We start from the raw sequence: 15347 nt of genomic DNA on the forward strand, positions 1-15347 counted from the left end.
TTTGATAAGTATTGAGTTGGCTAATGTTGAACCAGCTCGATTGAGACATTACGAGAAAGGAGATGGGTTTATGCCATTGATAAAGTTAATACAGCGCCTGTCGCCCTTGCTGGTGTGTGCCTCACTCCTCGGGTGTTCCCTCGCTTCACACGAAACTCGTTCAGATAGCAAGCTTACTGCGACTATGACAATGACAATGGTGCAGGTATTGATTGATAACGAAGCGGGCGTCGATGGCTTAGATAATCCCAGAGCTGTAAAAATCTCCCCCGATGGCACTCATGCTGCCGTTGTCAGTGGTGACGATAATTCAATGGCTATTTTCGATATAGATGATGACTTTACCCTGACATTTAATCGAGTATTTAAAAACAATATCTATGGTGTCACGGGGTTGGAAGGGGCTTCGCAGCTAGCTTTTCTTCCAAGTGGTAATAAGATGTTTACCGTGAGCTTTTATGACAGTGCGCTGGTGGTCTTTGATCGCGGTGAAGAACATCAATATAGGTTCAAGCGCAGGCTGAGTGACGGGCTGAGTATTGAACGCATCTTTAAGGATACTGAGCCGCTTGGGGCTTTAGACACCCTCGGGTTATTAGGGGCCTGGGATCTCGTCGCTTCCGGCGATGGCCAACAGCTATATATTGCCAGCTATAAGAGTAATGCCCTCTCGGTGTTTGACGTATCTGGTGACGATTTGGTTTTTAATCGTTTCGAAGGAGAGGAGCCGGGATTAGGTGGCGCCGTTGGGCTGGACTTATCCGGTGATAACACTTTGCTTGCGGTCACAGGTTTTGATGAGCATATGCTGACACTGTATAACCGCACAATGGATGGTGAGCTGGAGTTAAGTCAGATTTTGAGAGGAGGGGATACGGGGATCCCTTATCTGGTTAACCCACAAGTCGTTAAATTTTCGCCCGATGGTCATTTTATCTATGTCGCCTGTTCGGGAAGTGACGCTATTGTGGTACTTAATCGAATTGAAGCAGTGTCCGGTTCTGGGACCAGGAAAGGGGAAGATGCGGCAAAGTATGCCCTGTTTCAGACCTTGACCAATGATGAACTCGGCGGTGGCTTGAAAGGTGCCGGTAGCTTGGCTATCTCATCGGATGGTTCAAGGCTCTATGCCGCCGGAGAGGCCGATAGCGGTGTACTCGTGTTGAGAAAAGAAAATGACGGCCGGTTGAGCCTTGAATCAAAACTCTTTGATACTGAGTTGGTAAATAAAGGCCTACCCGCCGGTGACAACAAAGACATTAATGTCCTGGTAGGAGTCTCGTCACTTCAGCTCTCAAAAGATGGTCAATACCTGCTGGTGACGTCGGCAAAGCAAGATTCACTGTATGTACTTAAGCTAAAGGCCAGCGTATCAAAATAGCGGATATTTAAAGAAGAGAGGAGGTAATAAAAAAGGAAGAGGCGTAAACCTCTTCCTTTGTCTTTGTTTTAGAATTTATTATCAACGAGCGAACCTCTGATGGCTGTGCAACAGGGGCTTTAGCAACCTTACGACAGTTTAAACTTACTCACGAGCGCGGTGAGTTGCTCGTTAGCCGCAGCTAGGTTATGAGTGCTCTCGGCGGCTTCAACGCCGTTTTGCGTGAGCTCTTGTACCGTTGCCTGAATCGTACACATGTTGCGGTTGATCTCTTCGGTGACCGAACTCTGCTCTTCGGATGCAGTCGCTATCTGCGAACTGAGATCGTTAATCAGAACTACAGAGTCAGACATGATATCTAAGCTTTCGGTGACTCTGGAGGTCTTCTCTGCCGCTTGTTGGCAACTCTTTTTCGTTACATCCATCACTTCGACGGCACTAGCCGCATCTTGAGTTAAACGGGATAATATTGCGTCAATCTCTGCGGTGCTGTCTTGAGTTCGCGCAGCCAAGGTGCGCACTTCATCGGCAACTACGGCGAAGCCGCGTCCCTGCTCCCCGGCTCGGGCAGCCTCGATCGCCGCATTGAGTGCCAGCAAGTTAGTTTGATCGGCAATGCCACCAATCACCCCAAGAACCGACACGATCTGCTGAGTATTGGTATTCATGGTGTGGATGCGAGCCGATGCCTCATCGACCTCATTAACTAACGCCATTACACTGCTGGAAGCATCGGAGACGATCTCTTTCGCAGCCATCGCCTCTTCGTTAGCACTTTGTGTGTTCGATGCCGTTTCAACCGCGCTCTGCGCCACGGTATCGGCGGTTGAACTCATCTCTGTGATGGCGGTAACAGCAAGCTCGGTTTCAGAGGAGTGGGTGGTCAGTGCAACGCTGTTACGCTCAGATTGTGCGTTAAGTTGCATGATATCATCGGTGATCTGAACCGTTGCCTGAGAGATCTCCAACATCATAGATTGCAGGTAGCCGATGAAGTTGTTTACCGATTGGCTGATATCGCCCACCTCATCATGAGAGTGAATATCCAGGCGAGAGGTCAGGTCGGCTTCACCGGTGGAGAGGGTATCTATCCTATCTTTGAGTATCACCAGCTCTTTGATTATATGGCTGACGACCCATACCGACATCACCAGTGCAATGATAAATAGCGCGGCGGCAAAGATTATGCTTTCAATGACCTTCTCGGTAAAAATCTCTTCGGTAGCATTGGTCAGGCTTTCCTGGATCACCGTCACATCACTCAGGTAAGCCCCCGTACCGATAATCCAGCCCCATTCGGGCAGGATGCGGCGCACATAACCTATCTTCTGTTCCGTCTTACCTGTTTGCGGGTTTTCAAACTCCATACGTACAAAGGCATCATCTTTATCCCTGAGGCTGACTACAGACTGCTTGGTGCTCTTTAGCGTTTTGCCGACGACCTCTTGCTTAGGATGCGCTAGAATCTTCCCTCGGTTGTCCTGGATCCAGAAGTAACCATTCTTGCCGTACTTAGAGGCGGTAATATTTTTAAGTACTTCGTCAATCATGTCCTGCTTCAAGGTGCTGACATATTCACCCGTGGCGATGACCAGGTTCATTGGCTTGAAATAGAAGGAGGCTGAGATCTTCTCCTCAACCTTGCCCGATGTCTCGTTGAGGAAGTAGTAGCTGGTAAAACCAACCTCCTGGCGTTTCGCTGCACTGACAATATCACGGCCGTAATAATTGCCCTTCTTGTCGGTCGAATCCTTCTCATTTTTGCCTATGTAGCTTTTATGAGCACCATTGGCCACATTCACTATTGAGTCGGCATCATAGGCGAAGATATAACGTCCATTATCCCAACGGTATCCATTGATGAAGGCAAAAACAGCTATTTCGGCTTCTTCATGTGAGGCGCTAGTGTCGTAGATGCTTTTTATGGTGTCGGTGAACGTTGTCAGTTCATCTTGCAAAGCCGATTTTATGTTCGAGACTTTAGATTGTTCATACAGACCTGATATCGAAAGGGTAATACTGTCTACCTGACCCTTTAACTTGTCGTTGATGAGTTCTTCGACCTTATCTGTGACATTTATTTCCTGCTCTTCGAGTACCGCAACTTCGGTATTTATCATGTTGACGATAAAAAAAGCACTGATGGCTAGTAATGCAACGCAAACCGTTGTAATGAGTTTTACCTTTATGGTCATTTTCATTGTATCTTCCGTTCCACATTTATGACTGGAGAAAATAAAAAAAAGCAGTGGATTCTATCGATCTGTTTCTGGTTGCACAATTGTCAGCTTCTGTATCTGTGATGTGTGAACTTGTTATTTGCATGCTAGCTGGTTGTAATTCGAAACTTAATCATTTAAACCTAATATTATCTGGATGTTAGCCGGTGACTTTTTAGTGATACATTGAGTTTTTAACCATCAAACATGTCATTTGTTTGCTTGTTTCGTGGTACAGAGAGTGAAAAGAGAGAATATTGATTCAAGCGCCTAGATTCGTAATGGCGTAAATATTGTCATTTTGGGAACCGAGGGTTCTACTGCAAAGTTATTGTATTTAAGCATTTGCTGTAACACTCGTTTTTGCTCTATTCGAGATGTTTGTCACTACCATGTCGATTTTAAGGTGATATATTTTTGCTGGTTAAAAAAACAACATGGCAGGAGTGCTTGTTAATATCATAAGCCCTGTTTTCAGCACGGTTACAAAGACTGCCGATCGTGAACATTCATTTGGAGATAAATCATGGAAATAATCAAGGGTTCAATACCTCTTGGTTTGATTGCTGCTTTTGCCGGTGCAGTCATACCTGTCTACGTTCTGGCAACAGGTTTACAGACCGAGTTACAGACAGAGATACACAAAGAGTTACCTGCGCGTGGGCCTATCCCCTTCACCGCTTTTGACCATGACGCTAATGGCTTCATTACCGCCGAGGAGTTCGACGCCACCCGCAATGCACGAATGGCGATGAAAGCCAGTGAGAATCGCCCCATGCACGGAAAGGGGAGCATGTGCTCATTTACGGATATAGATAAAGATGGCGATGGCAAACTTACGAAGGAAGAGCTCTCGAGTGGCCAGCATGCACATATGCAGGCGCGCCGTGAGATGATGAGGCAAGGCAAAGGCATGGGCCATGGGATGGGGATGAGTAAAAATATGCCCGCTTTCGCTGACTTTGACACCGATGGTGATGGAAAAATAGTAGAAGTAGAGTTCTCAGAAGCGCGTCAACAACGGATCAATGAGATGGAGCAACAGGGGAGGAAGATGAAGAATATGAATCACGCTCCCTCTTTCACCGATATAGACCTCAACCACGATGGTGAGATAAGTCGGAATGAGTTTGCGAGCCACCAGTCTGAGCGGCGTCAGAATATGATGTCAAAACAGTAATTTTAATATGTATAGGGCTGAAAGACGTCCTTCATGTCAGCACTAAATTCAGTCGTTTAACCAGTTGTTCAACCAGATGTTTAACTAAATTTAGTGCCCATGTTTCTCTTACGTGATCCAGCGCGTGCCAGACTTATTTACGACGCGTATCATTGAGCGGCAAGCTCCAGCAACTGGGGCAAGAATTTCTTATCTGTCGAGGCGATCTGCGTCTGCTCGACGAGTACCTGTTGTAGAATTTCATTGGTCGTCAACGGGTTTGCCAGAACGACGCGAAATACCACGGATTTCAGATCGATATCTATGTCATGACTATGTTCAGGATTAATACGGGTACGGGAGACGAAGGAGGTGCCTTGTTCACGTTGACGTTTCTGCACAAATTTAGTTAACCCATCGAGCAAGCGATTAAACTGCAATAATCGCTCAATATCGCCATCGGTCCTCGCTTGTTGCATGGCCGCCTGTACCGATTCTGGAACATATCGGTAGGTGAGCAGACACAATTCAGGTTCTGACACCAGTTCAAAATTGTCTGTTTTCTTGATTAGCTCGGCAAAGTAACGGGCTTTTTCAAGGCTGTTATTGATCAGTATCTCATAGCCGTCCCGTCCGATTATCTGCAAACAGGCGTGGACTAACATCGCCATGCCGGGACGAGATCCCTCCAGGGTCTGACTACCTAAGTCTTTTGAGCCTTTACGCAGAATGTATTCGGCGTGATGCTTGATGGCATTGGCGAAGGTGGGATCTTTGAAGATCACCATGCCTGCCCCCATGGGCACATACATCTGTTTATGGGCATCTATGGTCACTGAGTCGGCGCGATCTATCCCTTTAAGCAGGTGTCGGTATTTATTGGATAACAAGGATGCACCGCCCCAAGCCGCATCGACATGGAAGTGACAGTCCAGCTCCTCTGCCAAGGTGGCCAACTTATCTAACGGATCGATATTACCCGTCTCTGTGGTACCGGCAACGCCCACTATTGCCATGACCTTAATATTGTCACGCTCCAGCGCCTTGGCTGTAACACGCATCTTATCCACATCCACCCGGTTGTCGTTGGATGTGGGAATTTGAATGATGTTTTCCCGGCCAATGCCGAGTAGATCGGCGGTTTTACTCAAAGAGTAGTGGCCACGCTCGGAAACCAGGATAGCTAAATCGTTGTAACCATAATGACGTAACCCCTTAATCAGCCCCTGAGCCGCGATGCCTTTAAAGTCACCATCGGCTTTTAATAGCTGGTTGCGGGCGGTCCATAATGCCGTGATGTTGGCCACGGTTCCGCCGGAGCAAAAGGCACCGAGGGAGACGTTCGCACTGTGCATCCAACTTTGATAAAACGCTTCACTCTCATCATAGATGAGGTGATGCATCATACCCAAAACCTGCCGCTCGAGTGGCGTAAAGGCCTTCGAGGTTTCAATTTTAACCAGGTTCTGATTGAGTCCCACCATCATCTTGGATAGAGGTAATACAAAATAGGGCAGCGCCGAGGTCATATGGCCGATGAAGCTGGGAGCCGAGGTGTGCACCGAGTGCGCCACTAAGGTTTTCATCATCTCATCGGCATAATCAGAGACAAACTTTGGCGCCATGGGAATTTTGTGTTCCTGAAAGTCGCGCTCTATCTCGGTTAATGGCTTTTCGACCGCAACGACGCTCTCTTGCAAGAATCCCATTAAGTTTTGAGAGATGTTTTGTTCAATGACGCTCAGGGTTGAACCTGGGGCTTCGGGGATGGTGAAAATACGTAGTAACGCCTCTTCTGAAGCTTTTGCTTGTCTCGCTGTCATTGGGGGTGCCGTCTCTTACCTAGCGTGCCTTTTCTATAGACGTATCTATCGAATGCCGAATGCCAAAATGGGAAGTCACTTTACTTTATGATTTATAGCGCATCAAGGGGAAAAGTGAAATCCATTTCATCTTCTGCTAGGGGACGTACTATGGGTGGTTAATTCCACTTAATTAAGGAGGTGGTGTTATCCAGGGTTAATCTGACAAGTTCATGGCATACAGGGCCGCAATATTTTGAGAGCTTGTGTACAGATTATGTTTTGCATTGGCCAGCACATCTTCTAGGGGCATCGCCCTTGGCGTGATAGAGAAAATTGCCTTCATTCCATGCTCCAGAAGGACATTGGCATCATCACTGACACAGCCTGCGATGGCGATGACAGGGATCTGTTGTGCATTGGCGAGACGCGTGACTCCCATCGGAGTTTTACCGTGCAGGGTTTGGCTGTCGAGTCGTCCTTCACCAGTGATCACTAAGTCGGCGCCATTGAGTTTCTCGGCCAGGTTGACGGTTTGCATGACAATGTCGATGCCGGGTCTGAGTGACGCATTAAGGAAGGCCATCACGCCGAGTCCCATACCGCCTGCAGCGCCAGCCCCCGGGCTATGTCGCTTGTCTGTTATGCCCGACTGAGCAATAACATCGGCATATTGTGATAGCGCCTTATCCAGAGTGACGATCATCTCTGGCGTGGCACCTTTTTGTGGCCCGAAAACACTGGAGGCTCCCGTGTCTCCACACAGCGGATTATTGACATCGCAAGCGACCTCAAACTCACACTGTTCAATCAAGGGGTGGCGATCGGTTAGATCTATGCTGTGAAGTTGACTCAGCGCCGCACCGCCCACACTTAACACCTTATCATTACGGTCCAGAAGATGAATGCCGAGGGCCTGAGCCATACCGGCACCCCCATCGTTAGTGGCGCTGCCACCTAGACCGATTAAAATTCGTTGAATGCCACGGTTGAGGGCATCACAGATAAGCTCTCCCGTGCCATAGCTGGTGGTTATCTCAGGATCTCTGTGTTCGGCGCCGACATGGTGCAGACCCGAGGCGGAGGCCATTTCGATAATGGCGGTTTTCTTACGATTTGAAAGGCTGTTATCTGAAATTTCATCTACAGGAATGCCATCTCCTAAAATACCATAGTGAGCGCGGACCCGGTTGCCCAAGGGACCCGTCACCTCAAGTTCAATAATTTCCCCCTGTGTCGCGTCCACCATCGACTGCACCGTGCCTTCGCCACCATCGGCAACGGGCACCTTGATGAATTCGGCGTCAGCCATGACCGATTTGAAGCCGCGTTCAATTTCATTGGCCACTTCCATCGCACTCAGGCTCTCTTTAAATGAATCGGGGGCGATAACTATTTTCATTGATGTTCCTATCACGAGCTTTTGTATTCGAAAAAGTGGGGGGTGTCATATAAGCTTCGTTTCTGAATACCGATAACCGGTATTCAGAAACTCAGCGTTAAGTTAAATAAACGAGTTAGAGGAGTACCAAGCTTAGAACATACACTAATGTCATGGCCGTCAGGCCCTGAATGAGTGTCGCCATGGTTTGTGCCTTGTACGCCTGTTTAACGCTCATGCGGCTGAACTGAGTCACGACCCAGAAGAAGCTGTCATTGGCATGCGATACTGTCATCGCACCCGCGCCGATAGCCATTACCGTCAGGACGCGTCCCATATCACTGGCAAGGCCGATATCACCTAACATAGGTGCGACGAGCGCAGAGGTCGCAACTAGCGCAACGGTTGACGAACCCTGAGCCGATTTAAGCGCCGCGGCCACGATAAACGGCATAAAGATACCGATACCCAGTGCCGACAGCGAAGTTCCCAGGAAGGTACCAATATCCGTAGCCTTAAGGACTGCGCCGAATGCGCCGCCTGCACCTGTGATCAACAAGATAGGCGCGGCAACCACAAGCCCCTGGCTGATACGCTCGCTGAACTCTTTGACTTTATTACTCTTCTTAAGCAATGAAAGTGACAGGAACAGACCAATCATCAGGGCATTAACGGGTTGGCCTAAGAAAGCCAGCACATCGAACAGTATGCCATCGCCTAGAGGTGAGGTGGGGAAGTTGGCGATCGATCCCAGACAGATGAGAAGAATTGGCACAAAGATTGGGGCAAAGGCGCGTTTAGCACTCGGTAGTACGCCGTATGTCTCCTTCAATTTTTCGAAATCTTCGACGTTATTCTTAAGTTCCTCTGCACCCTCACCATCGGGTTCGGTATTGGCGAAACGGTTAGCCCAAAGTGTTCCTGCCAAGGCGGCAATAGCCGCAACAAAGACACCGACGAAGATGACCAAACCTAAGTTTGACTCCAGGCCTAAGTTACCCGCTGCAGCAATAGGGCCGGGGGTCGGGGGCACGAAGGTGTGAGTGGCATATAGACCGGTTGCCAGTGCGACACTCATGGAGACGCTCGATACCTGCATCCGGTTTGCCATCGACTGTTTAAGTGAGTTGAGGATCACAAATCCCGAGTCACAAAATACCGGGATAGAGACTAGGTAGCCGATGATAGACATGGTGAGTGTCGGGAAACGTTTTCCCAGCACCTTAATCACAACATCAGCCATGGTGATGGCGGCACCGCTTTTTTCTAAAATCGTACCGATAATAGTACCGAGCACGATGACCAGACCGATATAGCCCAGAATGCCGCCAAAACCTGAGGTAATTGTTTTGGCGATACTCGCGCTGGGCAGACCGTAGGCGAAGGCGGTCATAAATGACGCGAGGATTAAGGTTAAAAACGGGTGTAGTTTGAATTTTGAAGTAGCGATGACAATGAAAAGAATCACTGCCAACAAGATGATAATTTGGCTCATAGGGTGTCCCTGTTATTGGGTATTATTAGTTATTAGCCATGATGCGGGGCAAGAGTGGAACATTGAATCAAGTTCAACACAGACGCTTTTCCCTAAGGTATTTCAGGCTTTGGCCATTATCCTGTGATATGTACAATCTGGCTTCGTGTCTGGTCACGGAATTACGGGGTTTATTGGGATTGTTTTTGTGCGTATGCACAAAAAAACTTTTAGATGCTCGTTTATTGTGATCCAGGTTGGGCTTTTTTACAGTTGGATAATTTTTATAAACTGGAGTTATTGCTCTATTCCGGAGGGGAGTGTTCTTTTAAAAAGCCAGGTAACGATAGTCACCCGGCTCTGCTGTTATCCATTAGCCATGGCTGATAAAGCCGGCCTCTTTGCTGCCCGCCGTTATCCCTTTGGCAACACTCTTCATTGCCGACGTCAGCTTAGTGAGCTGAGCGGAGGTGATAACGAAAGGTGGCATGATATAGATGAGGTTGGAAAAAGGTCTAATCCATACACCTAAGTCGACAAACTCCTGTTGAAGCTCTGCGGTGTTCACCGTAGAGTTCATCTCGATAACGCCGATGGCGCCCAACACCCGTACATCTTTGACTTCTGGATAATCGATGGCGTCCCTGAGCTCTATCTTCATCTGATGTTCGATGTGTCTGATTTGATCTTGCCAATCATCTTGGGCGAGGAGATCCAGGCTCGCACAGGCGGCGGCGCAGGCCAGAGGGTTACCCATAAAAGTTGGCCCATGCATGAATACGCCGGCGGGGGAGTCGCTTATTCCTTGTGCCACCTCATCACTGCACATGGTCACGGCGAGTGAGATATAGCCCCCCGTCAGGGCCTTACCCAGACAGAGAATATCCGCTTCTACGCTCTGTCCATCAATCGTGGCATGCTCGTAGGCAAACAGTTTTCCGGTGCGGCCAAAGCCGGTCGCTATCTCATCGAGGATCAGTAAGACATTGAACTCATCACAGAGTTGACGTAGCCCGACAAGATATTCCGGGCTATAAAAGCGCATACCGCCGGCGCCCTGAAGAATTGGCTCTATGATCACGGCGGCAATTTCACTGTGTTGATTAATGAGCTTAGCGCGCATCTCATCGAGGTCGTGGCTTAACAGAGGCTCGTCAAATCCGCTTTGGGGCGCTGCGACAAATTCATGTTGGGTGACGCTGTCACCAAACATAGTGTGCATGCCGCCCTCGGGATCGCACACACTCATAGCGGCGAAGGTATCACCATGGTAGCCACACTTGACGGTGAGGATGCGCTGCTTCTGACTCTGGTTTCGGCCTTGCCAATATTGCAACGCCATCTTGAGTGCCACTTCGACGGCAATAGAGCCCGAGTCGGCTAAGAAGACTTTTGTCAGATTGGGGCTAGTGATCCCGACCAGCTTCTTCGACAGCTCGACAGCTGGCTGGTGGGTGATCCCACCAAACATCACATGGCTTAAGGTGCTGAGTTGTTGCTGCATTCTATCGAGAATGGCTGGGTGGCTGTAGCCATGTACGCAGGCCCACCAGGAGCTGGTACCATCGACTAAGACGCTGCCATCGTCGAGTGTGAGCTCGCAGCCTTGAGCCGAGACAACGCCGAACGTGGGTAAGGCCTGAGTCATTGAGGTATAGGGGTGCCAGATATGTTGTTTATCAAATTCAAAGTCGATAGGTGAGCTTTTTGCGTGATTTTTCGATAAATTAGTCGTGTTCATATTTTAACCGTTAGTAAACCTGTTTATCTGGTTGGCGTTGACAGATTACGACCTACAGGTATCCTAGGCAACATAAAAAAGAGATATATTGAGTGAGAAGGGTAAGTTAAATGTCTGATATACAGCTGCGCCACGATTGGAATCGTGATGAAATTGAAGCACTCTTTGCTTTACCTATGAATGATCTCCTGTTTAAGGCGCATTCGTTGCATCGTCAGGTATACGATCCCAATGAAATTCAGATCAGCCGACTGCTATCGATTAAAACCGGTGCTTGCCCGGAAGATTGTAAATATTGCCCTCAAAGTGCCCGTTACGATACCGGCCTTGAGAAAGAGCGTTTAATCGAGATTGAAAAGGTCATCACCGAGGCACGCAGTGCCAAGGCGGCCGGCGCCTCACGCTTCTGTATGGGCGCGGCCTGGCGTAATCCTCACGCACGCGATATGCCGTATTTGAAAGATATGGTGAGCGAAGTGAAGGCGATGGGCATGGAAACCTGTATGACACTGGGTATGTTGTCCGTTGACCAAGCCGAAGAGTTGGCCGAGGCCGGGCTCGATTACTATAACCATAACTTAGATACCTCTCCTGAGTATTATGGCGACATCATCACGACTCGCACCTATCAGGACAGGTTGGATACCCTTTCCAATGTTCGTGCTTCGGGCATGAAGGTCTGCTCCGGTGGGATCGTCGGCATGGGTGAGCAGGCGAGCGATCGCGCGAGTCTGCTGCAGCAGCTGGCCAATATGGAGCAGCATCCGGATTCTGTTCCGATCAATATGTTAGTTAAAGTGGCGGGGACGCCATTTGAGAATTTAGACGATCTCGACCCTCTCGAATTTGTGCGCACCATCGCCGTGGCCCGAATTATTATGCCTTACTCCCGGGTACGCCTGTCGGCGGGTCGTGAGAAGATGACCGATGAGATGCAGGCGATGTGTTTCTTTGCCGGTGCTAACTCTATTTTCTATGGCTGTAAGCTACTCACGACCAATAACCCGGAAGAGAATGAAGATATGACCCTGTTTAAGCGTCTGGGTCTGCATCCTGAGCAGGGCAAGTATGCCACCGTCGAAGATGATAAAGAGGTGATGGCTAAGGCGAGTGCTAAGGCCAATGCCATTAAAGATAAGCAAAGCGGTGCATTTTACGATGCCGGCGCACTCTAGTTACTGTGGTTAAACAGGCAGTGACTAAAAAGGCTGGGGCTGAAACTGTATCTGATGTTAACGGTGAGTCTAAGCTCAAAAAACACTCGTTATCCGATAAGATAGCGAACCAACAGGCTCAGCTTAACAATGCCGGCCTGTTGAGACGCAGACAAGCCTTAACGCCAATAGAGGGAGAGTCGGTAGGCTTTTCCTTGAATGGCAGGGACTACCTCAATTTCAGCAGTAATGATTATCTTGGATTGTCTCAAGCGCCACAGCTGCTCGAGTCACTCAATACCAGTGCCAAGAAATATGGCGTCGGCAGTGGATCTTCGCCTTTAGTCACGGGCTACAGTGAGGCTCACGCGCACTTAGAGCAAGCGCTCTGCCAAATTACCGGACATGAAGCGGGACTTTTGTTCTGCTCCGGGTTCAGTGCTAACGCTGCATTGATGAAAACCCTGTTCGGCAGCGGTGATACCGTGATTGCCGATAAGTTGGTTCATGCCTCGATTATCGACGGGTTAAGGGGCAGCAAGGCGACATTTATACGTTTTTTGCATAACGATATTCAAAGTGCCAATCGATTGATCGCTAAATATTCTCCCCAAGCCGTTATCACCGAGAGCATATTCAGTATGGATGGTGATATGGCGCCCCTCGAGGCGCTATCATCATCTTGCAAACGAAATGACACCTGGTTGATTGTCGATGATGCCCATGGTTTCGGCATTCAGGCCGCCCTGAGCAGTTATGTTCCCGCCAGCGCCGAACTTGCCGATGTGCAGGTGGTGACCTTTGGTAAGGCTTTGGGTTGTCAGGGGGCAGCGATTCTGGGCAGTCAGGCATTAATCGACTTCTTAGTGTCTAACGCCAGGGATTATATCTACTCGACGGCGCTTTCGCCGGCGAATGCCAGTGTCGCATTGGCGGCGGTAGAGATGACTAAAGGAGCCAATACCCGCGCATTAACCTTGGCCGATAACATAGATTACTTTAAACGGGCGTGTGCGTTAGCCAACATCGGGCTGACAGAGTCAATTACGCCAATTCAACCGCTGATCATTGGTGATGTCGATAAAACGGTGTCGATTGCTCAGCAATTAAGAGCGTCTGGGATCTGGGTCGGTGCGATCCGCCCCCCGACGGTGCCTAAGGGCAGCGCCCGATTAAGGATCACCATCACAGCGTTACATACACATGATGAAATTGATAAGTTAGTCAGCGCCTTAACCCTGACGCTTGGTTAAGATAGAGAAAGTACAACAGTTAAATGAATCATTGTTGAATGAGAGTGAGCATAAAGATTGATGAAACCCGAAGTAGTGAGTGATGGGGTCAAACCGATAGTCGATGACAGCGTCGTCGCAGAGCGATTTTCTGCCGCGGCCAAAACCTATCATCAACATAACTGTTTGCAAAAACTCTCTTGTGATGCCTTATTCAATGGTATGAAGCCTAACGGAACCTTGCTCGATATCGGGGCGGGGCCGGGCACAGATTTCAGTCAGTTTTCACATATCTCCTCTGTGATCGCGTTAGATATAGCCGCAGGTATGCTCGAGCAGCTCAAGATAAACTACCCGAATTATGAGACGGTATGTGCCGACGCTAAAACCATTCCACTGCCTAAAAACAGTATCGACAGCGTTTATTCGAACTTAGCCCTGCAGTGGTGTGATGATTTGGCCCAGTCCTTTCGCAGTACGGCAAGGGTGCTTAAACCATCCGGAGAGTATCATTTAGCCGTGGTGGCACTGGGAAGCTTAGCTGAGTTGACTCAGTTAGGATTCAGGACCAATCAGTTCCGCCCCTTGTCTGAAATAACCTCACAATTTGACACTCAAGAGTGGCAAATTAAATCGGCTAAGCTTGAACCTATAACGGTATTTTTCGATGATCTTAAGGAGCTACTCTATTCCATTAAAGGGGTTGGGGCTTCAATTCATGCCGATGCTAAAGTTACCAGTCAGTCCAGATCTGTGGTCAATCATGGCATACGTGGACGAGGCGACTGGATGAAACTTCTCGGACGAGCAGAAAAGTTAAGAACGCCACAAGGCATCCCCTTGACCTACCAGATAGCACTCATTCGCGCAGTAAAGCGATAAAAGGTAAATCATGATCTACTTTGTTACGGGTACCGATACCGATTGCGGTAAAACATTTATCTCAGCGGCGCTACTTAATCGAGCCAAAAAGCAGGGGAGAGCAACCTTAGGATTAAAGCCTATCGCCTCTGGCTGTGAAAAGACGGAAAATGGGCTTAGAAACAGTGATGCGCTGAGTTTAATGTCGCAATCGACAATCGAGCTGGATTACGCCGCTGTTAATCCCGTTTCATTTGAACCGGCGATTGCCCCACACATTGCCGCCAGCCAGACTGGCATCGATATCAGTCCCGAGTCGATACTCAATCGGTTGAGTGGTGTACTGGAGGGGCGGGATGACAGTGAGCTGTGTATCATCGAGGGAGCGGGAGGCTGGCGCTTAACCTTAGGTGAGGGGCATTTTCTCTCTGAAGTGGTTCAGCAACTTTCGGTGCCTGTTATCTTAGTGGTCGGGGTTAAGCTTGGCTGCCTGAATCATGCCGTACTCACACAAGAAGCCATCGAAGCCGATGGATTGAAGATCGCCGGCTGGGTGGCCAATATCGTCGATGGTGATACCCGTTGCCTCGAGGAAAACTTAGCCAGCCTACAATCATTAATGAGTGGACCCTGTTTAGGTGTCGTGCCTCACCTGCAGGATTTGAGCATTGAGACGGCCGCAGCCTACCTGGATATCGACTCACTGATCTGAGCCCGTCATGGTGCTCTATGCCATATCAACCACCTCTATCTCAGTGACGGCTCCGGTACAACCTTTGCCGATCCAGAATTATATTCAAGAGTGGCTCCGCTACATAAGTTTGTTAATATTATTAACATGGCGGAGACAAAAAGTTGAATAGTTATAGTGTTATGGAGTTTGCTTGATAGGATCCGTTAACTATTTATCATTTTTGCGATATAGCTAGTGAATAATGAATAA

General features: G+C 48.7%; 11 protein-coding genes. 6 read left to right on the forward strand and 5 right to left on the reverse strand.

Annotated elements, in window-relative coordinates; genetic code table 11:
- Window positions 1–70: 70 nt before the first annotated feature.
- Entirely contained in the window at window positions 71–1381 is a 1311-nt protein-coding gene (locus EKG38_RS06760; protein WP_185826799.1) for a beta-propeller fold lactonase family protein, read from the forward strand.
- A gap of 128 nt (window positions 1382–1509) precedes the next feature.
- On the opposite strand, the gene EKG38_RS06765 is transcribed toward EKG38_RS06760, so the two are convergent.
- Window positions 1510–3582, reverse strand: coding sequence for a methyl-accepting chemotaxis protein (locus tag EKG38_RS06765; RefSeq protein ID WP_126519530.1), 2073 nt, complete (start codon window positions 3580–3582; stop codon window positions 1510–1512).
- Window positions 3583–4126: 544 nt separating this feature from the next.
- On the opposite strand from EKG38_RS06765, the gene EKG38_RS06770 reads away from it, so the two are divergent.
- Complete coding sequence (locus tag EKG38_RS06770; RefSeq protein WP_126519531.1) at window positions 4127–4780, forward strand: EF-hand domain-containing protein; 654 nt, start codon at window positions 4127–4129, stop codon at window positions 4778–4780.
- 149 nt (window positions 4781–4929) lie between these two features.
- Here the strand turns inward: EKG38_RS06770 and panP are convergent, their stop codons facing one another.
- The 4 genes from panP to bioA form a co-directional block, all read right to left on the reverse strand.
- Window positions 4930–6582, reverse strand: coding sequence for a pyridoxal-dependent aspartate 1-decarboxylase PanP (panP, locus tag EKG38_RS06775; RefSeq protein WP_126519532.1), 1653 nt, complete (start codon window positions 6580–6582; stop codon window positions 4930–4932).
- A 196-nt stretch (window positions 6583–6778) separates the two neighbouring features.
- Complete coding sequence (locus EKG38_RS06780; RefSeq protein WP_126519533.1) at window positions 6779–7963, reverse strand: glycerate kinase; 1185 nt, start codon at window positions 7961–7963, stop codon at window positions 6779–6781.
- Window positions 7964–8078: 115 nt separating this feature from the next.
- Entirely contained in the window at window positions 8079–9437 is a 1359-nt protein-coding gene (locus tag EKG38_RS06785; RefSeq protein ID WP_126519534.1) for a GntP family permease, read from the reverse strand.
- Between the two features lie 352 nt (window positions 9438–9789).
- Window positions 9790–11157: an adenosylmethionine--8-amino-7-oxononanoate transaminase gene (gene bioA / locus EKG38_RS06790; protein ID WP_126519535.1), complete on the reverse strand. Its 1368-nt coding sequence runs from the start codon at window positions 11155–11157 to the stop codon at window positions 9790–9792.
- A 110-nt stretch (window positions 11158–11267) separates the two neighbouring features.
- Here bioA and bioB point away from each other — a divergent pair, with 110 nt between their 5' ends.
- The 4 genes from bioB (at window position 11268) to bioD (ending at window position 15116) form a co-directional block, all read left to right on the forward strand.
- Window positions 11268–12332, forward strand: coding sequence for a biotin synthase BioB (gene bioB, locus EKG38_RS06795; protein ID WP_126519536.1), 1065 nt, complete (start codon window positions 11268–11270; stop codon window positions 12330–12332).
- A gap of 101 nt (window positions 12333–12433) precedes the next feature.
- Window positions 12434–13564 carry an 8-amino-7-oxononanoate synthase gene (locus EKG38_RS06800; protein ID WP_185826812.1) on the forward strand — a complete coding sequence of 377 codons (1131 nt, stop codon included), beginning with the start codon at window positions 12434–12436 and terminating at the stop codon, window positions 13562–13564.
- A 60-nt stretch (window positions 13565–13624) separates the two neighbouring features.
- The gene (locus EKG38_RS06805; protein WP_126519538.1) at window positions 13625–14425 is read left to right on the forward strand and encodes a malonyl-ACP O-methyltransferase; all 801 of its coding nucleotides are present in this window, start codon (window positions 13625–13627) and stop codon (window positions 14423–14425) included.
- A gap of 13 nt (window positions 14426–14438) precedes the next feature.
- Entirely contained in the window at window positions 14439–15116 is a 678-nt protein-coding gene (bioD, locus tag EKG38_RS06810; protein WP_185826813.1) for a dethiobiotin synthase, read from the forward strand.
- Window positions 15117–15347: the final 231 nt, after the last annotated feature.

The organism is Shewanella canadensis (assembly GCF_003966225.1).
Classification (GTDB): Bacteria; Pseudomonadota; Gammaproteobacteria; order Enterobacterales; family Shewanellaceae; genus Shewanella; species Shewanella canadensis.